This window comes from Shewanella sp. S1-58-MNA-CIBAN-0166, assembly GCF_040310085.1.
GTDB lineage: Bacteria > Pseudomonadota > Gammaproteobacteria > Enterobacterales > Shewanellaceae > Shewanella.
This window is the reverse complement of record NZ_JBEOPN010000016.1, coordinates 11,990-35,539: the sequence shown is the minus strand read 5'-3', so window position 1 is coordinate 35,539 and position 23,550 is coordinate 11,990. Positions and strand designations below refer to the sequence as shown.

Sequence of the window (23,550 nt, the reverse complement as noted above, 5' to 3'; positions counted from 1 at the left end):
AAAAGGATATCAAATTGATATCCTTTTTTAATTCAAATTTGCGATTAATATTGATGGCACTCAGTAAATCAATTCTCAAATTTGATAATTGTTTCTTAGTCTTAACCAAGCCACAATTGTGTTTTAGTCGCATCAATGATGCTAAGCGAAATTGTGTCTAAAGCCGCTTCACTGATCGTTAATGTTCCTTGCATCAATTCATCACGTCTAAACCAATGCAAAGTGATTTGTTCGCCAAGGGTTCGACTTTGCAGTTGCTGTTCAAATTGATTGGTTACTTGCAAGTGGTCTGCTGCAATCAATAAATCACCCGCACTTAATCCCGCTTGATGTGCAGGACTGTGTTGACTAACCGTTAGTATTTTTAACCCTAATGATTCCGCTTTTGTTTTAGCACCAAAACCAATGTTATAACCTGTAGCATCAGCACCACCCAAATCAGTTACACCTTCACTGGCCCGTAAACTCATATTCACGCCCACTTGAGCCAGTAATTCTTTTAGTGGCAAATCGTCTGTGTTGTCGAGATAAGTAAAGATATCGTCACAAGGGCGATTTAATAGCGCTTCAACAATCTGTTGATGGCTTGACGATTCAGTACCTATACCCGTTAAACCATATTGTTGCCAAAGTGTACGCATAACATCATCAAGGCTGTATTTACCTTGGGTTTCAATACGGATAGTTAAGTCTACATACAAGGCAAATAGTGCGCCTTTAGTGTAATAGCTGACAATTGCATTAGCGGCATTTTCATCTTGCTTATAAAACTTAGTCCAAGCATTAAAACTTGATTGCTTTAAGGTTTGTTTAAAGCGACCTTCGCCTCGGTATACTCGAGTCATAATTTGACTGAGTAAAGTAAGGTAACCTTTCTCATCAATACACTGAGATTTAAAGGTAATTAAATCATCGTAATATGACGTGATACCTTCATATGCCCACAATTGAGAAGTATAAGACTCTTGTGATAAATCAAATGGCGTAAACTCAGCAGGTTTAATCCGTTTAACGTTCCATGAGTGGAAATATTCATGGCTGCACAGTGATAAATAAGTGCGATAACCTTTATCTACTGGCGCATCGAGTGACAAAGGTAAGTCGTTGCGAGAGCACATTAACGCTGTTGATGCTTTATGTTCTAAACCGCCAAAACCATTGTCCAAAACGGTGGTCATGAACACATAACGCTTAAAGGGTGCTGGAGTGCCAAACAAATTGATTTGATATTCGCAAATCGCTTGTAAATCTTTGGCTAATCGAGCCATATTTGCCCTGTGTTTGCCACTGAGTACGATATCGTGTGGCACACCAGCAGCGAAAAAGGTTTCGACGGTCAGTTCACCCATTTCAACGGGATGGTCAATTAAGTCATCGTAGTTTTCAGCGCTAAAATCACCAAAGCTAAATTGTTCACCTGATGCTCTAGTCATGCTGGTGGCTAGCGTCCAATGAGCTAATTCTGCAAGTGCAGGTTTGGCAATGGTGACGGTATGTGATTGTGACTCAAGACCATTAGCCGCTAGAAACACGCTACTGCCATTAAAAAAGCCATGATTAGTATCAAGGTGTGCAGTGCGAACAGACAAATCCCATGCATAAATTTGATAACACAGAGTGATATCACTGCCTTGGTTATTCAATTGCCATGTTTGTTTATCTAATTGAGTGACTGCAAGCGATTGTAGATTCTCTTTGGCATCAATTTCAATGATATTTTTGGCAAAATCGCGGATCATGTAGCTGCCAGGTAACCATGCTGGTAATGAAAAAATCTGAGATGGATTGGCGTTTTTTAGCGTAAAGGTCACTTCAAATAAATGAGCTTTTGGGTCGACCGCATGAATATGATAATGCATAAAGAATTCCGAATGAGTGGCAAGTCGCAATCAAAACGATTGAGCTATAATAACCAATGCTGCCAAAATTGACTCACTTAAGCAAACGAATCCCATTTTAGGCAAAATATTACCCATAAAAAGCGTTTTTACTGGAGTGATAGTTCAAAGAGTTGATAGTATTATCAATAGCATCAATGCAGTTATCTAATGAGGGCATCCAAATGGCCGAAGAAACCATATTTAGCAAAATTATCCGCCGTGAAATTCCAGCGGATATTTTATACCAAGATGAATTAGTCACCGCATTTCGGGATATTGCTCCGCAAGCTCCTACGCATATTCTGATTATTCCCAATCATTTAATCGCGACAGCAAATGATGTTAAAGCGTCTGATGAATTAGCATTAGGGCGGATGATAACAGTAGCGGCCAAACTTGCCGATGAAGCCGGTATTGCTGAAGATGGATATCGCTTAATCATGAATTGCAATAAGCATGGTGGTCAAGAGGTGTACCATATTCATATGCATCTTTTAGGGGGTAAACCATTAGGCCCAATGCTGAGTCGTGGATAATGAAAATTAACAGTGATTTTTTTCCATTAACTGAAGTCGCCACCCGTTTTGTCAACCAGTTAGCTCAGTGCCGTCGTTTAGGGCTTTCAGTGCAAGAAGCCAGTGAGCATCATGTGTTAATTGAGTTACCTTACAGTCAAGATATTATTGGTTACCCCGACACCGGAGTCATTCATGGTGGGGTGATCACAACCTTGATAGATACCGCTTGTGGCACAGCCGTGGTATGCGCCATTTTGAAGAAGTACCAATCGTTAGAGTTGTCTCCAACATTGGATTTACGTGTCGACTACATGAAACCCGCAGAGCCTCATAAGTCGGTTTATGCCTTTGCTGAATGCTATCGTTTATCGTCAAGCGTTGCTTTTACCCGTGCGATAGCATATCAAGACAGTATTGATGAACCTATCGCTCACGCGGTGGGTTCTTTTATGCGAATTAGTCCAGAAATGGTCGGCGAAGAGTTTCGTCAAGTGTTAATGGGGAATTTACCGGGGGCGAAATCATGAGTGAGCCAACCCAAATAGAGACACAAAAGGGTTTAGATGTTCAAGATGTGGTTAAACGTGCCATTGAACTGAATGATTATAGTTACCTACTTGAGAAAGTACCTTACTCACAATTTATTGGCATGTCAGTGGCCCGTTTTGGTGATGAAATGGTATTTAGACTGCCGGCTAAAGATGACAACATTGGTAATCCGATTTTACCTGCAATACATGGCGGAGTGATTGCTGGGTTTATGGAAATGTCGGCAATTGTGCAATTAATGGTATTTATGCAAGCCAAGAAAGTACCTAAAATTGTTGATTTCTCAATTGACTATTTACGCGCAGGTTTACATCAAGATACCTTTGCAGAATGTAAAATTACTCGCCAAGGCCGCCGTGTGGCTAACGTCAGTATGAACTGTTGGCAAACCAACCGTAAACAATTGATAGCCACTGCCAGAGCACATTTTTTGATAGATTAAGTCAACGCTTTACATTAACAGCAAATAAGGAGATAGCATGAAAATAACGTCAATATTTGTGTTCGCATTAGCATTGTTGCTTAGCGCCTGTGCGCATAACACGGCAGGTATTTCGGTAGACTCAAGCGGGCAGGTTAGAGTCGATAGCAGCTCTTTTGCCAGTGATGTCAATGTTGTGGATATTTCATCTGTCATGGTTGCTGACTTAATCAAAGCATCGGCGCTAATTCAAAGCAAATCGAGCACTGACCTACGTCTACAATATAAATTCACTTGGTACGATGCTAGCGGATTTACAGTTGAGGATGAAGCAAGCAGTTGGAAGTCGGTTAAATTACATGGTAAACAGCAGTTGCAAGTGGGTGCGGTAGCGCCCAATACACAAGCTATTCGATTTGAGATTTATGTGCGCGAAGCTTTCTCAAATTAAGCCACGCTACAGAGAACTTGAAGAGACATGATTACTGATATTTAATATAAAGTTAATCAATTATATTTTTGCGTTATCAAATTGTATCGCTGCTCGTGTATTCATGGTGAAGTTAGTTTATAATCGTGATCGCCAAGGGGTGTTCAGTAAAACCTGAACTGAGATGTCTGTATGACGAACCCTTAGAACCTGATCCGGCTTATACCGGCGTAGGAATGGGCCACACTATTTATGTGCACCTCTTATTCGCTACTCTTGCCGGATCTCAAAATCACTATTTGAGGTCCTATGTTTACGAAAAACTCTACTAGGTTACACCAAACACCTATTGCCTTAGCGGTAATGGTGGCATTAAGCTCGCCTGTGGTTATGGCTAAAACGGCCGATGTTGAAAATGTCACTCCCGAATATGAAAAAATGGAAGTGATTGTTGTTAATGCTGATTTTAGTAATATCAGCCTTGATAAAATGCCGTCAAGCGTGACGGTTATTGATGCCCAGCAATTAGAAGACGAAGGGGCGCAACATTTTGAAGATGTGCTCAATTCTATTGCCAACTTTAACTGGTCTGGTGGCAGTTCTCGTCCTAAATACTTCCAAATTCGTGGTGTCGGCGAACAAGAACAATATCAAGGTGCACCTAACTCATCGGTTGGCTTTGTGGTCGACGACATCGACCTATCAGGCCTTGGCATGGTGTCGAGTATGTACGACATGCAGCAAGTTGAAGTCTTGCGCGGTCCACAAGGTACTCAATATGGTGCTAATGCACTAGCTGGATTAATTTACTTAAAAAGTAATGACCCTACCGAATCATTTGAACATGGCGCAAAAGTCAGTTTAGGTGATGACAATCTTCGTACTCTTTCTGGTTTTAGCTCTGGTCCACTCAATGACTCAGGTAAATTGCTCTACCGTGTATCACTAGAACAGCACAATCAAAATGGTTACCGTGACAACCTTTATCTTAACCGTGATGATACCAATGAACGTGATGAGTTAACGGCTAGGGCTAAGTTCCGTTGGTACGCTACTGACGATCTTCAAGTTGATTTAACCTTATTGCATGCCAATTTTGATAATGGTTACGATGTGTGGACATTAGATAATAATCGCAGTAATACCTTAACTGACCAACCCGGTGTTGATACACAAAAAACGACTGGAGCAGGGGTTAAGTTCATATACACGGGTATGCAAGCATTTGACTTCACATCATTAACATCATTTGCGCAAACTGATCATCATAATGGATATGATGGTGATTGGGCCAATTCGGATTATTGGGCGAGTAAAGCATGTACTGTGTATGACGACGCAGGAGCGGCCTCAGGTACTGAGCCGTGTGTTTATGATTACACCTGGGACAAAAAGGGCGATCGTAAAACCTTTACCCAAGAGTTCCGTTTATCATCCAAAGATGCAGGACGCATCTTCGCCGGTAGTACCGACTGGTTATTGGGTGTATACGCGATGAATTTGAAAGAAGATAACGACTTATACTCGGAATACAACACCTGGCCAGATGAAGTGTTGCAGTCAAACTATGAGGCGACAAACTATGCCATATTTGGTCAATTAGACAGCCATTTAGGTGATGATTACTTATTGTCGACTGGGTTGCGTTTCGAGCGCCGCGATAGTGATTATAGTGACAGCAATAAAGATGACTTTGCCCCATCAGAAGATATGTGGGGCGGCCATATTGCGTTGTCAAAAGCCATTAATCCTAATCACAATGCTTATGCTCGTGTCGCCCGCGGTTATAAGGCGGGTGGTTTTAATATGACACTGCCTGCTGAATTGTCTGACAAGAAACAGTTCGACACTGAGATTTTATATAACTATGAAGTTGGCTTAAAATCGAGCTGGTTTGATGGAGAAGTGGATTCTACCTTGGCGCTATTTTATATGGACCGCCAAGACCAACAAGTTGCCGCCTCTTTACAAGACCCAGATAGCCCGCAGCGTTTTATTCTATTTACCGAAAATGCTGGCAGTTCAAGTAACTATGGCGCGGAACTCGATGCAAAATGGTATTTAACAGAAAATATTGAGTTCTACGGTAGTTTCGGTTGGTTGGAAACTGAATATGGCCAATATCAATACAGTGACAAATACGGTTCTACCGTCGATTTATCTGGGCGCGACTTAGCGCATTCACCTAAATTTACTTACAGTGCTGGTATGACTTATGTTGCTGATTCTGGTTGGTTTGCAAACGTGAATGCCAGTGGTAAAAGCCAGTTTTATTATTCTGACAGCAATGAATCTCAGTCAGAAGCCTATACCATTTATAACGCCCGTTTAGGCTATGAAACGCCAACATGGTCGGCATATTTATGGGGCCGCAATTTGTTTGATGAACAATATGGTGTGCGAGGCTTTTACTTTGGCAACGAACCAGATCAAGATTGGGTCGATAAACAATATATTCGTTACGGTGATCCGCGCCAAATTGGTGTGACATTAGAAGTTCAATTTATGTAATGACACAAAATCGCTGTAGCCTTTGTTGCAGCGGTTTTTATTAAGGAATAGAAATGAAGTTAACTGCAGAAATCAGTATGTATCCGTTCAATGAAAACTATCTCGATCCTATCCAATGGTTTATCGGCAGAGTGGATAGTTATGACAATATTCAACGAGTGACTAACGCGATGGCAACCCAAGTCTGTGGCGAGTATGCTGATGTAATGTCGATGCTAGCCGTTGAAATGCAAGCCGCACATCAAAAGTGGGGCAAAGCTGTTTTTGTGTGTAAATTTATCGGTGGTGAGCTCAACCTAGCTCATAGCGAATAACCACAATGAATGATCTATTTATAACGCTACAACAAGCCTTTAGTGAAGCGTCATTAATGACGTTTTGGGAGGCTGTTGCCGTTATGCTAGCGCTTGCTTACTTAATTCTTGCTATGCGGACTAATATCTGGTGTTGGTCGGCAGCATTTATTAGTACCGCCATTTACACTGTACTATTTTGGAATGTATCGTTATTGATGGAGTCAGTCCTTAATATTTATTATATGGGGATGGCGGTATATGGTTATTGGCTGTGGTTGCACGTGCCACCTTCTCAGCAAAGCAATTTGCACAATTCTGAGCTGCATAATGGTACTCAGCACAACATAGAAACCAATCACCTTAATATTACCAGTTGGTCTTGGAGTACTCACGCTCGGCTTATCGGCGCGACATCATTAGTGTCTATGCTGGTGGGATATTTAATGGCTCATTACACGTCGGCCGCATTTCCCTATATCGATGCGGCAACCACTTGTTTTGCTATCGTTACAACCTATCTAGTAGCGAAAAAAGTGCTGGAAAATTGGCTCTATTGGGTCGTCATTGATTTTGTGTCTATTTACCTTTACTTCCAAAAAGGCTTAATGCTGACATCGGGTTTGTTTGTTTTATACGTCGCAATGGCAGTTGGCGGATACATGATGTGGCGTAAGAAATATCGTCATCATATAATAACGCAACACAATACGAGTCAAGAGGTGGTTGGTGCATAACCAACCATAATATCATTTTATTAGAGTAAATATTTGATGTCCCAGCCGTTGTTATCTCTACCTATCGATGTGCTTAATATAATCAACAAAGCCATGCCAACCACATTATTTCAGCAGCTTGCTACGCAATGTACTGCGGTGTCTTTTCTTAACACAGGGATCAGTAATGTTAATATTAAGTTATCTTGTGAAGATGGCGATAAGGTCTTACGAGTAAATCAGCCTCACAGTAATTGGTGCGATAGAGCGCTTGAAGTTGAATGTTGGCAAGCTGCAATTGTGGCTAACATTGCACCTGCATTGATTTGGGTCAGTGATGATAAGCAAGTGTATCTGAGTGAGTTTATTGATCAACCAGAGACAGACTGGTCGATATTTGCCTCAATGCGCAGTCACTTATCGCTTGGGCAATCGACAAATCAATCCATTTCGGCTGTGGATGCCGTTCCTTTACTTAGTGCATTATTTTGTAAACTCAGTGTGTTGCCGGTGCCGGAGAAAAGCATTACCGTTAGTGAGCAATGGCAACAATATGCATACCAATTAGATTCATTAACGGGGTCGCAAAAAGATCCACAATGGCATGATGCGAGGCAGCAATTGTTACGCTTAAATGGGCTTGTTCGACATTGGTTATCGCAGTTAGAAGCCTGTGTGTTGCTGCCGACTTTTTGTCATAGAGATTTAACTCCACACAATTTACTGCTTAGCGGCAGTGCCCCTCAGCAACTGCTTTGTATAGACTATGAATATGCTGTGGCGAGCCATCCGTTGTTCGATTTAGCCAGCGTCGTGGCTAGTCATCAACTATCAACGATGCAAGCTAACCAATTAATCGATAACGTGATTATGCAATATTGTCAGGTTGCTAGCCTCACCGATGTGTCTGCGGCCAAAGCGGCATTACCCGCCGCAATAAATTGTTTTTGGTTATTCTCGGCAATGTGGGCGTTATTAATGGCAGCCAAAGAACCGCAAAAATCTACACAATACTTACAATACTTTACAAAGTATTTTACATTAATCACTTGCTAATATGCTCTGATAAAGTACAAGCTTCTGATAAAGTATAAGTGAAGTAATACCAGTTCTAATAAATATCTGGTCATTCAGCGCCTACTAGACAAGTAATAAGATTATAGACATAGTTTTTCTACGTCAAAATCATATTAAGCAGCATAGAAGGTTCTGAAACCCGTCCTGCGGGAGTCATTCAGACTTTCTATTTTTGTTGCATTGTTTCATAAGGGAACAACCATTCTTTCAACAATGCGTCTCAAACTGAAAAATCTGAGTGACTCTGATTGATCACATCATTACTGGATTTGATATAAATTTTGATAAAGGAATTATCTGTGTCTAAAAAATTGATTATCCTACTGTTAAGTAGCTTATTTTTTGTCGGCTGCTCAACCAAAGTAAGCTATTTCTTTCTGGATTGGGCGATAGAGTGGGAAGTTGAAGAGTACGTAGAGTTAACCTCAGAACAGCAAGATAAATTTGATATTATTATTGAATCGTTTTTAGTCTGGCATCGCCAACAAGAATTACCGCGTTATCGTGATCAACTGTCTTTATTATCGACATTGACTAATCAACAAACAATGACCCCAGAGCTATGGCTTAACCAAGTGTCAATGGCGAAGGCACATTGGTCCCGAATTTTCGATTTTGTTATGCCTGATCTGTTACCTATTATGGCGAGCTTATCTGATGGACAAGTTGATCAGATACTGGCGCAGCTAAAAAAAGAACAACAAGAATTAATCGAAGAATACGCCGGCAAAGATCAAGCTGAATTGATAAAAGACTCCGATAAAAGAATCGCCAAGCAATTATCTGAATGGACTGGCGATGCTACAGATGAACAAAAAAACATTATTCATCAAGCTAATACGCAGCGTTTAGCCACGTTAGACATGTGGCTTGAGTATCGCCATGAATGGCTAAGTCAATTTGAACAAGCACTGAAACGCCGTCAGCAAACTGATTATTTTACCCAACAAATGAAATTATTAATGATCTCGCCAGATGAACTGAAATCAGAGGTTTATCGCGATAATGTTACCGGAAATACCCGTAAGTTTGGCTCAATGTTGATTACGCTTAATCAAACATTTAGTCAAAAACAACGTAAGCACTTTGATAAAAAATTAGCTGAATTAGTAGAAGATTTAACTGAATTACACTTAGACAGATAATATCTATTTTTATCCGTTAGTCTCCAAAGCTGAAATAATTTTAATCTTCAGCGGGTCTATTACTACAACAACGATTTCAGCTAGGATTATTTATGCAGACACTAAGTGGATTTTATCAACAATTTTTAAATGTGATTAAACATACAGAAGGCTTAGCCGCCTTACTGCTAAGGCTTTATCTTGCGCCAGTGCTAATGCAGGCAGGATACAACAAATTGTCACATTTTGAAGACACCGCAGCATGGTTCGGCAATCCTGACTGGGGATTGGGTTTACCTATGCCAGAAGTCATGACTGCGTTAGCTGCAGGCACTGAATTGTTCGGTGGTTTTTTACTGTTGATCGGTTTAGCCACTCGAATCGTGGCATTGCCAATGATGGTCACAATGCTAGTTGCTGTTTTTGCGGTGCATTTACCCAATGGTTGGTTGGCTATTGCCGACCCAAGTTCGTGGTTGGCGAATGAGCAAGTGTTAGCTTCAGCGGAAAAGCTTTCTGCGGCGAAAGCTATTTTACAAGAGCATGGTAATTATGAATGGCTAACCAGTTCAGGTAATTTTGTTATTTTAAATAATGGTATTGAATTCGCGATGACGTATCTAATTATGTTATTGGCATTATTTGTGATTGGTGGCGGCCGTTACACCAGCGTTGATTACTTTATAGGACGCCGGTTGTTAAAGTAACCTTGTTTACATCACCTGATCTCAGTATAAAAAAGGGCTGTTTGAGAGGCGTTTGTTATTTCGAGTTTAGGTTACATAGAACAACCCTAAAAAATCCCACCTAATACGTGGGATTTTTGCTAATATCGGCAGCATAATTTACTCAAAAGGATTGTATCTTGGACGCCAAACAACTGTTATTGACTCGCCAATCGACGCCTCGCCTAGTTGCCCCAGCACCAAATGCCGAACAACTCACTTTTTTGCTTGATGCAGCAGCAAGAGTACCAGACCACGGTGCATTAACGCCTTGGGAATTTATTATTGCGGTAGATGATGGCTTAGCTAAGTTGGCAGATATTTTTGTTGATGCGGCTAAAAAAAGTGGTGCAGATGATACTTTTCTGACTAAAGTAGCTAACATGCCTTATCGTGCGCCTATGGTGATTACGGTCGTCGCCAAAACACAAACGCATGATAAAGTACCCGTTTTAGAACAGCATATAGCAGCGGGTTGCGCCACGATGGCAATGCAGCAGGCGGCATTTGCGATTGGGCTAGGTGCGGTATGGCGTACAGGCGATTTTGCTTTTGATGCTAATGTGAATAACGCATTAGGATTAGCAGCAGACGATCAAATTGTTGGCTTTTTATATGTTGGCACCTCAGCAGTGCTCGCTCCCACTAAACCGCTTAAAAGTGGCCAGCAATTTGCGCGATATTTGTAAGCATTGCAAGGTTGGGGTATGACCAATGGGCCACGACGTTGGTGGCCGCAGGCCATAAGTACAAAGCAAAACAAACACCAAGATCTCGGCTCAAAAGCATTACCGGGACGACGAGAAGGGGGTTAACAAGCTCTTGTTCAATAATGTGTTAAGAAACAATCAGACTTTATTCACTGAACTTCAAAGCAAAGCTCTAAAACAAATCTATTCGTAGAACTCGAGTGGGATCATGTTTTGATAGACATAATAGCCTAATGGTCCCATTAACAAACTCAGCATAGACCACACTACACGTTGACCATGTTTGATATGTGCTTTCGAGGTATAGGCTCGATAGCAAAAGTGAATATGTAAAATCAGTAATGCAATGAGCATTAATACTAACGTAATATCCATATTATTCATGTCATGTTCCTTTGCGTTCCAGCAATGACTTATCTAAGTGTAAGCTTAAAATTAAAATCTGCAGTAAAAATAATAGAAATCCATGTTCTTAAACAGCTATTCACTGCTAACACCTTTAATTTACGTTAAAAATTATCCGATTAATAGCCCGTAAACCATTAAATATTCATAATTTTTTAATTTTTGCACAAAGGTATTACTTGTCCATCATTACGTACTGAATGTTTGAGGTCAATCATAGTTTTTTGTGGTAACCACAATGGATATTTGCACATGGTCACGTTAAATAGCGGGCTATTGATTAATGTGGTTAACCAAGCGTTAACTTTAGGGTATGGCATGGTGTTAAACCACGAAGGTTCAACATTAGCAAACTGTCGAATAAACGGAAAAATAGCAAAATCAGCTAGTGTTGGGCTGTCGGTACACAAATAGTTGTGTTGCAGCAACTGCCTTTCCAACAACTGAATAAACTGCTCTGCCTGTTGTCGATACCAAAGTTGACTGTATTCAGGGAACCTGTCGGCATACTTATATTTATCTAACCATGGTTTAAATTGATTATCATTGGCATTAATGAGCGATTCAGTCATTGATTTATCTAACCAGTATTGCAGGACTTGATACTCTTCTGTGGTTAAGTAATGGTTTTCTGGCGCTGGGTGTTCAGTTAATACAAAGCGCATAATATCTAGACTTTCACTGATCACTTGGCCGTTAGTAAACTCTAAAACCGGCACTGTGCCTTTGGCCGAAATGGCGATCAGCTCTGCGGGTTTATTCTTAAGCTCTATTTCACGCACTAACGGATTCAGTTGGCTCAAATGAAGACTAATACGTGCTCGCATAGCATAAGGGCAACGACGAAAGGTGTACAAAATGGCAGAATTCATTAGGTGTCTATAAAATGATGTCTTGCTAATAGAGTAACGTTTCTTGGCTGAAAACCCAAAATTAACCGCTACCAACATTGTAAAAAAGTACATCTGCTGGTTTTAGTATTTTTTTGACTGTGATTTAGGTATACTTTCGGCCGTTTTTTTGAGTCTGTGCACAGTGTGCAGACCTTATTTATATGCACAGTAATATGCACTGGAAATTAAGTTCCAGCCAGCGGAGACCTCATTTTTATGCAACAACCTAAACAAGCGTCTAAACAAGAGCCTAAACAAGAACCTATTCAAAAAGCTATAACAGCTGCATCTCAAGCCCAAGTCGCTGTGTGCGCGTTATATAAATTCGTGGCATTACCGCATTTTGAGGCAGTTCGTCAGCCATTGCTGAGTGTCATGGAACAAAACGAAATCAAAGGCACTTTGTTGCTTGCTCAAGAAGGCATTAATGGCACTGTTGCAGGAACCTCATCAGCGATTGATATTTTATTGGCCTGGTTGGGCACTCAACCTGGTTTAGATAATATCGTGACTAAGCTATCTTTTGACGCTGAAATGCCGTTTTATCGCACCAAAGTGAAGCTGAAAAAAGAAATTGTGACTATGGGTATTGAAGGTATTGATCCTCGTAAAGTCGTCGGGACCTATGTGAAACCTAAAGACTGGAATGCACTTATTTCAGATCCAGATGTGGTGTTGGTTGATACCCGTAATGATTACGAAGTGAAGATTGGTACTTTTAAAAATGCTGTTAATCCAGTAACCGAGACTTTCCGTGAGTTTCCTGAATATGTGAAGCAAAATTTAGATCCGGCTAAACACAAAAAAGTGGCGATGTTTTGTACCGGTGGTATTCGCTGTGAAAAATCTACTGCATATTTGAAAGAGCAGGGCTTTGATGAGGTATATCATCTTGAAGGCGGCATATTAAAATATCTTGAAGAAGTCGAGCAAGAGCAAAGCTTATGGGAAGGTGAATGCTTTGTGTTTGATAACCGCGTAGCGGTAAATCACAGCTTAGAAAAAGGTCAATACGATCAGTGTAATGCTTGTCGTATGCCAATTACTGAAGCAGAAAAACAAACTGAAGCCTATGTTCAAGGAGTCAGCTGTCCACATTGCATTGATAAGGTGCCTGAAGAACAACGTCAGCGGTTTATTGAGCGTGAGCGTCAAGTACAATTAGCCAAGCAACGCGGTGAAGCGCATATTGGTAGCGATGTAAAGCAAGTGATTGATGCTCGTCGCCAACAAAAAGAAGCTCAGCGTAAAGCACAAGAAAAAATGAATAACAAAGGCTAATGAATACCTTTGCTAAAACGAAAGCCCAATCTACATAAGATTGGGCTTTTTTGTTATGGGCACAGTATTAACAGTTACCCTATTTCAGGTTAGTTAGATTTTTATCATTTTAAACGCCATATACAGCGTTGCCTTTTAAGATAAGGGACTCGCTTTACCCAAGCGGGAGATAAAACAGTGATAAAGGGTTTAGCAAGTGTCATAAGTGTGTTATTTTGAGCGCTTTTTTCGATTAGATGACAGAAGGTAAGTCAATGTTTGTTGGATTTGATTACGGCAGTGCCAACTGTGCGATTGGGGTAATGATTGATGATGCGGTATCGTTATTACCATTATCAACTCATTCGGATTTTATGCCTTCAACGTTGTACGCAATGGATCGCGAGCTTATTGCCGAGGCGGTATACCAAGGATTACCAGAACACTTAAAAGCAGAGTATTCTCATCTGCGCAGTTCTCAGTTAATGCGTGCAAAACAAATGCGTCATGAGCTTGATCTGTCGCCGAATGAACAAGCCGTATTTGTTGGCCAAGCTGCGATAGATGCTTATTTAGACATGCCTGAAGAAGGTTTCTATGTCCGTTCTCCAAAGTCTTTTTTAGGTGCCAACGGATTACGTGTTGAACAAATAGCCTTATTTGAAGACATTGTCACCTTGATGATGCAGCATGTTAAAACACTAGCCGATAAAGCGTTAAACGCAAAATCGCTTAGCGCAGCGAGCCATGCGGTGATAGGTCGGCCGGTTAATTTTCAAGGCATAGGTGGCCAAGACAGTAATCAACAAGCTGAAACCATTTTACGCCTGGCGGCTACTCGTTCAGGCTTTACTGATGTGAGGTTTTTATTTGAACCTTTAGCTGCAGGTATGGATTTTGAATCAAACCTTAGCGATGACAATACCGTGTTAGTGGTCGATGTTGGCGGTGGTACGACAGATTGTTCAGTGGTAAAGATGGGGCCGTCCTACATTAAGCAACAAGACCGCAGCCCAGACTGCTTTGGCCATTCAGGTCAACGGATTGGTGGTAACGATTTAGATATCGCGTTAGCGATGACTGGATTGATGCCAAGCTTTGGTGCAGACACGTTAATGATTAACGGTAAACCTATGCCAAGAACACCTTTTTGGAACGCGGTGGCCGTCAATGATATTAGTGCCCAACGTGACTTTGTTAGTTTACCTTCTCGTAAGTTAGTTGAGCAGCTAATCAAAGAAGCACAGCAGCCTGAACTATTAGTTCGTTTACAAAAAGTACAAAAGAATCAAATGAGTTATCAAGTGGTACGCCAAGCTGAAGCAGCGAAAATCAGTTTGTCAGACAATGATACCATTCTATGTTCGTTAGATTTTATTGAAAAGGGGCTGTTAGTCCCATTAACAGCAGCACAGTTTGAGCAAGCCATTAATGATCCCTTAGCGAAAGTTGAAGCATTAATGAAACAAGCGATGCAAACGGCTATCGCCAAAGCGGAGCAACAAGATTGCGATATGCCAACCAGTCCTGATATTGTATATGTAACAGGCGGTACGGCCCGAAGCCCAGCTATATACAATAAAATTGCTAGTGTTTACCCCAATGCCAAAGTGGTGGTGGGTGACCATTTCGGTTCGGTAACAGCAGGTTTAACCCGTTGTGCTCAAAGTGCATTTAACTAAAATTCATTGCACTTAGCTCGCGAAGGCTGATGGTTATGTTAAAGGCTGATGGTTATGCTAAAGGTTGATCATTGTGCTAATAGTAGAATGATCAACAAGCTTGCTTTGTCTGCCACCAATATGATTAATTAATTTGATTATCGTGCTCACCATAATGATGACAATGTTAGTTATTATTATGGCCTGCGGTGGCCGCGCGTCAGTGTGGACTTATTTGTCATTAAAGGCATAGCCATAATGGTTTACCTTTAATGACAGAACATCTCAATTTTTTATAACAACCTATTTTGATGATATAAACTCATAATATTAAAAGGTGTTACCGATGAAAAAAATGCTAATAGTGCTAGGGTTAACGGCACTTCTTACGGCTTGTTCTGACAATGAAGTCGGTGATGTATCACTTGGGATGTTTACGACACAAGACATAAAATTAAACATTTTAAAGGATGACATCGTAACAGGTGTCACTTGTCACATCGCCTCAATAGAAGAAAATCTTAGTTTTTCAGATCCAAGTGATAGTTCTATTTCTTGCAGACAAACAGGGGAAATCACCACCGATATGATTGCACAAATAGATAAAAGTAAATCTGGTGAAGTTGTGTTTAAAAAATCAAAAAGTATATTTTTCAAAACCATGAAAATCAGAAGAATATTCGATGCTGAAAATCAAACGTTAATGTATGTCTCTTACTCTACCAAAGAAACATCGGGAAGCTTCAAACACAGCCTTTCGACCGTTCCACTTTGGGGAACCAAAGCTTATGTTGACCTCGCACCAGCTCACTAAGGGCAAAGGTCTGTCTTGCTTCGGGCATATTCGTATGCATTTTCTACCATCTTGTTGTCTGGTTATCTGGTTATGGTACAAGGGAAAATAGGTTGTTCGGTTAATTGATTTCACGATGAATCATTAACAGGTTAACTCGCCATTTAAGGCATACAAAAATGCCTGTTAGGTTCGCTAACAGGCATGTCGAATTGAGCAGATTAAATGAATACGTGAATTAACACTCGACGATATTCACCGCAAGACCGCCTTTTGCTGTTTCTTTGTATTTACTGCGCATGTCTTTACCGGTTTCCATCATCGTTTTAATGACTTTATCCAGTGACACTTTGTGATTACCGTCACCGCGAAGTGCCATGCGTGAAGCATTAATCGCTTTTACAGCACCCATAGCATTACGTTCAATACAAGGTACTTGGACTAGGCCGCCAACTGGATCGCAGGTTAAACCTAAGTTATGTTCCATGCCAATTTCAGCGGCGTTCTCAACCTGTTCCACGGTTCCGCCCATGATTTCAGTTAACGCACCGGCTGCCATTGAACAGGCTACGCCCACTTCACCTTGGCAACCCACTTCAGCGCCAGAAATCGAGGCATTTTTCTTGTACAAAATACCAATGGCAGCAGCGGTTAACAGATAGCGGCTGCACACATCGATATCGACTTCTTGCACAAACATATCGTAGTAACACAATACTGATGGGATAATCCCTGCTGCGCCGTTTGTTGGCGCTGTAACAACGCGGTCGCCTGCGGCATTTTGCTCGTTAACCGATAAAGCAAATAAATCGACCCAGTCCATAGCGGTCAATGGGTCAGTGTTATTTCGCCCTTCCGCTTTTAGACGACGGTAGAGTGCTGGCGCACGTCGGCGTAATTTTAAACCGCCTGGCAATATGCCTTCTTTGTGATAACCACGTTCAACGCAGTTTTTCATGGTTTGCCAAATTTTCCACAAACCTTGCTTGATATCATCTTCACTGGCAATGCTAAGTTCATTGGCCATCATTAATGATGAAATACTTAAGCCGTTGTCGCAGCACAATTGCAGCAATTGCAATGCACTATTAAAGTCGTAAGGTGCTTGTTCTATTGGCGTTGCTGGAGACGCATTACGTTGAGTGATTTCATCTTCATCAAGAATAAACCCGCCGCCAACTGAATAATAGGTACGCTGATATATGCATTCGCCTTTAGACAATGCATATAAGGTCATGGCATTAGCATGTGCAGGTAAGGTTTTACGTCTGTGGTAGGTTACCCCTTCTTCGCGAGTAAATTTCACCTGACGTCCGTCTGCTAAGGTAAGTTTTTGAGTCGTAGACACAATGTCTAAAATGGCATCAATCCCATCGGTATCTACGGTTTCTGGATCTTCACCCATCAGGCCTAAAATGACCGCTTTTCCTGTGCCGTGACCTTTACCTGTTTGGCCTAAAGATCCAAATAATTCTGCTTGTAACTCATCGGTATTCGCTAATAAATTATTATCAGCGACATGCTGTATAAAAATTTTACCTGCCTTCATAGGACCCACTGTATGTGAGCTAGAAGGACCGATACCAATTTTGAACATGTCAAATACGCTAATCATGTTGTTTAACCCTTGCTGAGTCGTTTATTGTTTTCGTTATAAGTGAGTATAATCGTCAAAAGTAATGTTGGCGGTTTATCTCTTATTCTTGGTAGAGTATCCCACACATTAATCAATGACAGTTCATTAGATTTTTTGATGCATTATTCTCACATTAGCCAGCCTTATACTTGATGCATAATGTGACTGGATTAACCTGGCATGATTGTCAGCTATATAGATAAGGGAAAGATTTGAGCTATTTAATGATGGATCTTGCAGGTTTAACTGTATCTGCAACAGAAACTGAGCAATTACAGCATCCGCAAGTGGGTGGTATTATATTGTTTAGTCGCAACTGTGAAAATAAAAGTCAATTAATTGAATTGGTTAAAAGTGTTCGCAGTATTCGCCCTGAATTATTAATTGCGGTCGATCATGAAGGTGGCCGAGTTCAACGTTTTCGTGAAGGTTTTAGTTTAATTCCTGCCATGGGTGATATTTTACCTGCCGCTAAAGGCGATTTAACATTAGCTAAACAATGGGCGAAAGAGTGTGGCTTTTTAATGGCAGTTGAGCTGTTAGCGTGTGATATTGATTTAAGTTTTGCGCCTGTTTTAGACGTAAATGGTATAAGTGAAGTGATTGGAAAGCGCAGTTTTAGTGCAAATCCTGATGAAGTCAGTGCATTAGCTCAGCAGTTTATCATTGGCATGAATGAGGCCGGTATGGCTGCGGTAGGAAAACATTTTCCTGGTCATGGCAGTGTTGCTGCCGATTCACATATTGCCATGCCAGTTGATCCAAGGACTAAAGAGCAGGTGGAAGCTTTTGATATGCAGCCATTTAAGCTCTTGATAGGTTCTCAGCAGCTACAAGGTGTGATGCCAGCACATGTGGTTTATTCAAATATTGATCCTAATCCCGCTGGCTTTTCATCTTACTGGCTACAAACTATTTTACGTCAACAATTAGGTTTTGATGGGGTGATTTTTTCTGACGACTTAGGCATGAAGGGCGCCAGTTTTGCTGGTAATTACCTTGGCCGTGCTAAAGCGGCATTAGATGCTGGTTGTGATATGATCTTGGTCTGTAATGATCCTGTTGGTGTTAATGCTTTATTAACCGAGTTTGATTGGCCTGCTGCAGAGCCTACACATACCGCATTATCGCTAAAGGGTAATACTGCACAATCCTTGCAGGCGCTTGAGCAACAATCGCGTTGGCAAGCTGCGCAGCAATTGACGATGGACATTACTCGCATTGCACAATCATTGTAGATTGTCTCAATAACCACAGCTCGAGTTAAGGGGGCGTATTTATTCTCCCGGGCAGAGGTTGTCGAGTAAATGAGCAGGCCATTAAGCAAAAAAACCGGATCAATTGATCCGGTTTTTTAGTCTTAAGCTATCGAGCTGTTAACCAGTATAAGGTGCTGGTTGGCTAGTGGTAGCACGCTCGGTTAAATCAATGGGTTTAACATTAGTCGGTTGAGACATTTTTCGAATTTGCATCACAACACCCAATTGCGGGTGATCAAAGTAGTGGATCTCGCCACTGCGCACACGACGATTCTGGATAAGCGGGATGCTTTCTAAATAAGGTGCTAGTTGCTTTTTACCTTCTATTTCTAGAGCGGCATATTCATTAAACTCTAAAGGACTTGATTCAAGCATTTTTTGAGTCGGTTTACGCAAAGCCAGATTATTTTCAATATACAGATAATGACTGAGATAAATGTTTATCGAGCCATCTAATTCCCATACAGGACCTATTTTTGGCGCTTCATAAGCGTTACCTAAGGCACCAAATTCTGTGCTTGGCATGGCTTCTGTTTGAGTTGCTTTTTTGACCGCTAAGCCATGATATTCAAAATTCTTTGAAAAATCCTTACCACCAAATATACGCACTGGTTTAGCGCGTCTACGCGACTGCATATTTTGTTGCCAGGTTAAATGTACTAGGCTTTTAACATAAGGTTCGCGACTGATCGTTCGAATTAAGTCATTAAACTTACCTTGGCTTTGAGCCAGCAGTAATGGGCCTTGACCTAAATATGCGGATTGCGGCTTGTTGGCTCCGATATTAAACGGAACTTCGCTTGGATGGGCCGCGATACTGTTACTGACTTTTGGGTCATTACAGTTACTGGCGCCATTGGTCCAGTCGGTTGAAGTACAACCATTTAAGCCAACGGCAACCCCGGTTATGTCGGTACTGATCACTGGCGTAATGATATCCACAGTGTCTTTACTGAGCTTTGGTGGTGTGGCATTGAGCCATTTTTCAACAGACGGCTGTTGGCGTTCAAATACAAACACTTCAACTTCAAACCATGATTCTGCATGGGCTGAAAAGCTGTGGGATAGCGCTGTGATAGCGGCGATAGAAATCGCAAGTTTACGAAGCACTATTTGTCTCCAAAATTTGATGTTTAGCGAACTGTTCAAGCAGGGTGTTGATTAACTCAAGACGCTCTTTGCTTGTCTCAGCAGGAATGTTGAACTTTAACTTATTTGGCCCGTCCATTCGATAGATTTGTGGTTGGTTTTGCAACAAACCAATAATAAACATCGGATCGACGTGATTTTCTTGACCAAATTCGACACTGCCACCTTTGGCGTGCATTTCTATTTTGACAATACCTAACGCGGTTGCTTGATGTTTATACAGAGTAATCGCCATTAAATTTCGGGTTGGCACAGGTAACATACCAAATCGGTCAATAAATTCGACTTTAAGTTCATCGAGCATGGTGTCGGTTTCGCAGTTAGCGATACGTTTATACAATGATAAGCGCATATTAACATCACTGACGTAATCTTCTGGTAATAACGCCGGAATGCGTAAATCGATTTCTGCTTTGGCACTCATCATATAGGCTAAAGAAGGCTCTTTCCCTTCTTTGAGGGCTTTTACGGCAGATTCCAGCATTTCCATGTATAAGCTAAAACCAATTTTTGAGATATGGCCGCTTTGTTCATCGCCGAGCAATTCACCCGCACCGCGAATTTCTAAATCCTGAGTGGCGAGTAAAAATCCTGCGCCAAGATCTTCTAGGGCTTCAATGGCTGCAAGGCGTTTGCGGGCATCTGGGGTCATACGTTTAGGATGAGGCGTCATCATATAAGCATAAGCTTGGTGATGCGATCGCCCAACACGGCCGCGAAGCTGGTGCAATTGTGCTAAACCAAACATGTCGGCTCGGTCGATAATGATGGTATTAGCACTGGGCACATCGATACCGGTTTCGATAATGGTAGTACATACCAACACGTTAAAACGTTGGTGATAAAAGTCGGTCATGACTTTTTCAAGATCGCGTTCTCGCATTTGCCCATGGGCGGTTATGACGCGGGCTTCAGGAAGTAAATCGCGAATGTTTTGCGCGGTTTTTTCAATGGTCTCAACATTGTTATGCAGATAATACACTTGGCCACCACGCAAAATTTCACGCAAGATGGCTTCTCGTGCCGTGGCTTTGTCATATTCACGCACAAAGGTTTTTACTGCCAAACGTTTAGCTGGTGGGGTGGCGATAATCGATAAATCTCGCATACCCGACATGGCCATGTTCAATGTCCGCGGAATCGGTGTGGCGGTGAGGGTTAAAATGTCGACATTGGCACGTAATGCTTTAATTTTTTCTTTTTGACGCACACCAAAGCGGTGTTCTTCGTCGATGACTAATAATCCGAGGTTGTCGAAGTTAGCTTCTGATGACAGTAATTTATGAGTGCCGATAACGATATCGACTTTACCTTCAGACAGTTGTTCAACAACACTGCTTTGTTCTTTAGCGGTTCTAAAGCGTGACATCACTTCAATAACGATAGGCCAATCAGCGAAACGGTCTTTAAAGTTTTCGTAGTGTTGCTGGGCAAGCAGGGTAGTCGGCACTAACACCACCACTTGTTTACCGGCATTCACGGCGACAAATGCTGCTCGCATGGCCACTTCTGTTTTGCCAAAACCTACGTCACCACAGACTAAGCGATCCATTGCGCGTGGTGCTTGCATGTCTTCAAGTACTGCGTGAATGGCACTTTCTTGGTCGACGGTCTCTTCAAAGGGGAAACCTTGACTGAATTGGGCGTATTCTTCTTCATCAATACTCATTGCATCGCCAGGACGAGCTTGACGACGGGCATAGACATCCAACAATTCAGCGGCCACATCACGAATACGTTCTATGGCTTTTTTCTTGGCCTTAGCCCAGGTTTCGTTACCTAACTTATTGAGGTGAGTATTACCATCGCCGCTGGCATTATAGCGACTGATAAGGTGCAGTGACGACACTGGCACATACAACTTGTCGCCACCTGAATATTCCAGTTTTAAATATTCTGCAACCAAACCGCCAGTATCAAGCGTTTCTAATCCTTGGTATAACGCAACACCGTGCTCTAGGTGGACAATAGGTTGACCGACTTTAAGTTCAGCCAGGTTTTTGACTAAAACATCGGTGCTAACTTGTTTTTGTTTTTCGCGGCGACGTTGCTGCGAAATACGCTGACCAAACAGTTCGGTTTCACAAATGATGCTTACTGCACCTTTTGCGGTGTCGGTTAGCACACAACCTCGCGCTAAAGGCGACACGATTAAGCCTATATTGTCTTTGGCTGCGAGGTAGTCGTTAAGATGAGCAAACTGCTTGGGTTTAATGTCAATTTTGGCAAACAAGTCTAACAGGGCTTCTCGGCGGCCTTCCGATTCGGCACTAAACACTAATTTTGGATGCTGCTGACAATACTCTTGTAACGCAATGAGTGGTTGTTTGAGTTTATGGTTAGCATTGATGTCAGGCAGTGTTTCAACGTTAGCGATGAGGGTATGCGTTGGAAGTGCAACTTCAGCTAGCGGCTCGCCGGCATTATTGGTGTCGGTGGCAATATATTGCTGTAATAATTGGGTACGAGTAAAAGATTTAAATGCCGCGAATAATTCATCATTAAGCAAGTAAAGTTCTTTGGGCGCCAATAACGGCCTTAGTGGATCAACTCGTCGGTCTTCGTAACGGACATTGACTTCATGTAAGTGCGCTAAGCTGGCTTTTTCAATATTGCCTAAGGTGAGCAGTTGACTGTTTTGCGGCAAATAATCAAACAATGTGGCCGTGTCATCGAAAAATAACGGTAAGTAGTTTTCAATGCCTGCGGGCATTAAATTACGGCTGACGAGTTGATAAACTGATTCGGCCTCTTTTGAAATTACTTCAAAGCGACGACGATAACGTTGTCTAAAACCTTCAATAGCATTGCTGTCGGTGGGAAATTCTTTGGCTGGCAGCATGCGAATAGCATCGCGAGCCATGCCTGAACGCTGAGTGTCAACATCAAAAAAACGTATCGATTCAACTTCATCATCAAACAACTCTATGCGTAATGGTTGTTTTGAGCCGGTAGGAAAAATATCGATAATAGAGCCACGAATAGCAAACTCACCATGTTCATATACTTGATCGACAATATGATAACCGGTATCAGTAAGGTGTTGTCTGGCTTGCTGTAAACTGTATGTGTCGCCTTTATTAAGCACCATGACATTGGCAGTCATAAATGATTTAGGAGGTAGGCGAACCATTAAGGTATTTACCGGTACGATGACCACATTGTGCTGGCTTTGACCAATATTGGCTAAGGTTTCAAGTCGCTGCGATATTAAGTCTTGGTGCGGCGAAAAACTATCGTAAGGCAAGGTTTCACGATCGGGGAACAAACATACATTCACATTGATGTGGTTTAATAAATAACTCAGTTCGACCTCAAGCGATAACGCACTAGGCGTATCGTGAGTGACAATAATACTGGTGCCAGGATGGTTATTGATTAAGTTGGCGAGGGTGATGGCTTGCGACACGCCACCCAATGTTGCCAAAGTTTGCGTTTGTTGGCCTTTTTTTACACTCGGCGGCGTGAGTACACTAAATAGGTTCATTGAAATCTTTGTCAGTTCCGTTTGCGATCAAGTCGTATTGAATGAGGCGAGGC

The 23,550-nt window shown here is 41.7% G+C and carries 21 protein-coding genes and 1 riboswitch; of the genes, 15 read left to right on the top strand and 6 right to left on the bottom strand.

The window, feature by feature from the left end; translation table 11 throughout:
* Nucleotides 1-101: 101 nt before the first annotated feature.
* Nucleotides 102-1,859 (bottom strand): M61 family metallopeptidase, encoded by a 1,758-nt coding sequence (locus AAEY99_RS11360; protein WP_351010543.1) that lies wholly within the window; start codon nucleotides 1,857-1,859, stop codon nucleotides 102-104.
* Nucleotides 1,860-2,062: 203 nt separating this feature from the next.
* Between AAEY99_RS11360 and hinT the strand changes: the two genes are divergently transcribed.
* The 11 genes from hinT to AAEY99_RS11305 all read left to right on the top strand — a co-directional run bounded on the left by hinT (nucleotide 2,063) and on the right by AAEY99_RS11305 (nucleotide 10,933).
* Nucleotides 2,063-2,416, top strand: coding sequence for a purine nucleoside phosphoramidase (gene hinT, locus AAEY99_RS11355; RefSeq protein ID WP_162023370.1), 354 nt, complete (start codon nucleotides 2,063-2,065; stop codon nucleotides 2,414-2,416).
* Nucleotides 2,416-2,925, top strand: coding sequence for a PaaI family thioesterase (locus tag AAEY99_RS11350; protein ID WP_101086829.1), 510 nt, complete (start codon nucleotides 2,416-2,418; stop codon nucleotides 2,923-2,925). Before hinT ends, AAEY99_RS11350 begins: the two co-directional genes overlap by 1 nt.
* On the top strand, nucleotides 2,922-3,389 hold the full coding sequence (locus AAEY99_RS11345) for a PaaI family thioesterase (RefSeq protein WP_101086830.1): 468 nt from the start codon (nucleotides 2,922-2,924) through the stop codon (nucleotides 3,387-3,389). Before AAEY99_RS11350 ends, AAEY99_RS11345 begins: the two co-directional genes overlap by 4 nt.
* Nucleotides 3,390-3,426: 37 nt before the next feature.
* Complete coding sequence (locus AAEY99_RS11340) at nucleotides 3,427-3,819, top strand: YcfL family putative periplasmic lipoprotein (RefSeq protein WP_101086831.1); 393 nt, start codon at nucleotides 3,427-3,429, stop codon at nucleotides 3,817-3,819.
* A 125-nt stretch (nucleotides 3,820-3,944) separates the two neighbouring features.
* Nucleotides 3,945-4,052: riboswitch (TPP riboswitch) on the top strand.
* A gap of 55 nt (nucleotides 4,053-4,107) precedes the next feature.
* Nucleotides 4,108-6,309, top strand: a complete 2,202-nt coding sequence (locus AAEY99_RS11335) for a TonB-dependent receptor (RefSeq protein ID WP_101086832.1) — start codon at nucleotides 4,108-4,110, stop codon at nucleotides 6,307-6,309.
* Nucleotides 6,310-6,362: 53 nt separating this feature from the next.
* Nucleotides 6,363-6,623, top strand: coding sequence for a hypothetical protein (locus tag AAEY99_RS11330; RefSeq protein ID WP_101086833.1), 261 nt, complete (start codon nucleotides 6,363-6,365; stop codon nucleotides 6,621-6,623).
* Between the two features lie 5 nt (nucleotides 6,624-6,628).
* A complete protein-coding gene (gene pnuC / locus AAEY99_RS11325) occupies nucleotides 6,629-7,339 on the top strand; it encodes a nicotinamide riboside transporter PnuC (protein WP_101086834.1) in 711 nt (236 codons plus the stop codon).
* A 36-nt stretch (nucleotides 7,340-7,375) separates the two neighbouring features.
* Nucleotides 7,376-8,374, top strand: coding sequence for a phosphotransferase (locus AAEY99_RS11320; protein WP_101086835.1), 999 nt, complete (start codon nucleotides 7,376-7,378; stop codon nucleotides 8,372-8,374).
* A 320-nt stretch (nucleotides 8,375-8,694) separates the two neighbouring features.
* Nucleotides 8,695-9,540, top strand: coding sequence for a DUF6279 family lipoprotein (locus AAEY99_RS11315; RefSeq protein ID WP_101086836.1), 846 nt, complete (start codon nucleotides 8,695-8,697; stop codon nucleotides 9,538-9,540).
* Between the two features lie 92 nt (nucleotides 9,541-9,632).
* Nucleotides 9,633-10,226: an HvfX family Cu-binding RiPP maturation protein gene (locus AAEY99_RS11310; RefSeq protein ID WP_162023365.1), complete on the top strand. Its 594-nt coding sequence runs from the start codon at nucleotides 9,633-9,635 to the stop codon at nucleotides 10,224-10,226.
* Nucleotides 10,227-10,384: 158 nt separating this feature from the next.
* Nucleotides 10,385-10,933 (top strand): NAD(P)H nitroreductase, encoded by a 549-nt coding sequence (locus AAEY99_RS11305; RefSeq protein WP_351010541.1) that lies wholly within the window; start codon nucleotides 10,385-10,387, stop codon nucleotides 10,931-10,933.
* A 204-nt stretch (nucleotides 10,934-11,137) separates the two neighbouring features.
* Here AAEY99_RS11305 and AAEY99_RS11300 read toward each other — a convergent pair whose 3' ends face one another.
* Both AAEY99_RS11300 and AAEY99_RS11295 read right to left on the bottom strand, forming a co-directional pair.
* Nucleotides 11,138-11,338: a hypothetical protein gene (locus tag AAEY99_RS11300; RefSeq protein ID WP_101086839.1), complete on the bottom strand. Its 201-nt coding sequence runs from the start codon at nucleotides 11,336-11,338 to the stop codon at nucleotides 11,138-11,140.
* Between the two features lie 176 nt (nucleotides 11,339-11,514).
* Nucleotides 11,515-12,231 carry a glutathione S-transferase gene (locus AAEY99_RS11295; RefSeq protein ID WP_351010539.1) on the bottom strand — a complete coding sequence of 239 codons (717 nt, stop codon included), beginning with the start codon at nucleotides 12,229-12,231 and terminating at the stop codon, nucleotides 11,515-11,517.
* A gap of 237 nt (nucleotides 12,232-12,468) precedes the next feature.
* Between AAEY99_RS11295 and trhO the strand changes: the two genes are divergently transcribed.
* The 3 genes from trhO to AAEY99_RS11280 all read left to right on the top strand — a co-directional run bounded on the left by trhO (nucleotide 12,469) and on the right by AAEY99_RS11280 (nucleotide 15,987).
* Complete coding sequence (gene trhO / locus AAEY99_RS11290; protein WP_335691580.1) at nucleotides 12,469-13,533, top strand: oxygen-dependent tRNA uridine(34) hydroxylase TrhO; 1,065 nt, start codon at nucleotides 12,469-12,471, stop codon at nucleotides 13,531-13,533.
* A 254-nt stretch (nucleotides 13,534-13,787) separates the two neighbouring features.
* On the top strand, nucleotides 13,788-15,194 hold the full coding sequence (yegD, locus tag AAEY99_RS11285) for a molecular chaperone (RefSeq protein ID WP_101086841.1): 1,407 nt from the start codon (nucleotides 13,788-13,790) through the stop codon (nucleotides 15,192-15,194).
* A gap of 325 nt (nucleotides 15,195-15,519) precedes the next feature.
* Nucleotides 15,520-15,987: a CreA family protein gene (locus AAEY99_RS11280; RefSeq protein ID WP_101086842.1), complete on the top strand. Its 468-nt coding sequence runs from the start codon at nucleotides 15,520-15,522 to the stop codon at nucleotides 15,985-15,987.
* A gap of 217 nt (nucleotides 15,988-16,204) precedes the next feature.
* Here the strand turns inward: AAEY99_RS11280 and AAEY99_RS11275 are convergent, their stop codons facing one another.
* Complete coding sequence (locus AAEY99_RS11275; protein WP_101086843.1) at nucleotides 16,205-17,581, bottom strand: L-serine ammonia-lyase; 1,377 nt, start codon at nucleotides 17,579-17,581, stop codon at nucleotides 16,205-16,207.
* A gap of 233 nt (nucleotides 17,582-17,814) precedes the next feature.
* Between AAEY99_RS11275 and nagZ the strand changes: the two genes are divergently transcribed.
* Nucleotides 17,815-18,840: a beta-N-acetylhexosaminidase gene (nagZ, locus tag AAEY99_RS11270; RefSeq protein ID WP_162023361.1), complete on the top strand. Its 1,026-nt coding sequence runs from the start codon at nucleotides 17,815-17,817 to the stop codon at nucleotides 18,838-18,840.
* Between the two features lie 138 nt (nucleotides 18,841-18,978).
* On the opposite strand, the gene AAEY99_RS11265 is transcribed toward nagZ, so the two are convergent.
* The gene (locus tag AAEY99_RS11265; RefSeq protein ID WP_101086845.1) at nucleotides 18,979-19,971 is read right to left on the bottom strand and encodes a peptidoglycan binding protein CsiV; all 993 of its coding nucleotides are present in this window, start codon (nucleotides 19,969-19,971) and stop codon (nucleotides 18,979-18,981) included.
* Nucleotides 19,961-23,497, bottom strand: coding sequence for a transcription-repair coupling factor (gene mfd, locus AAEY99_RS11260; protein ID WP_351010536.1), 3,537 nt, complete (start codon nucleotides 23,495-23,497; stop codon nucleotides 19,961-19,963). Before mfd ends, AAEY99_RS11265 begins: the two co-directional genes overlap by 11 nt.
* Between the last annotated feature and the right edge of the window lie 53 nt (nucleotides 23,498-23,550).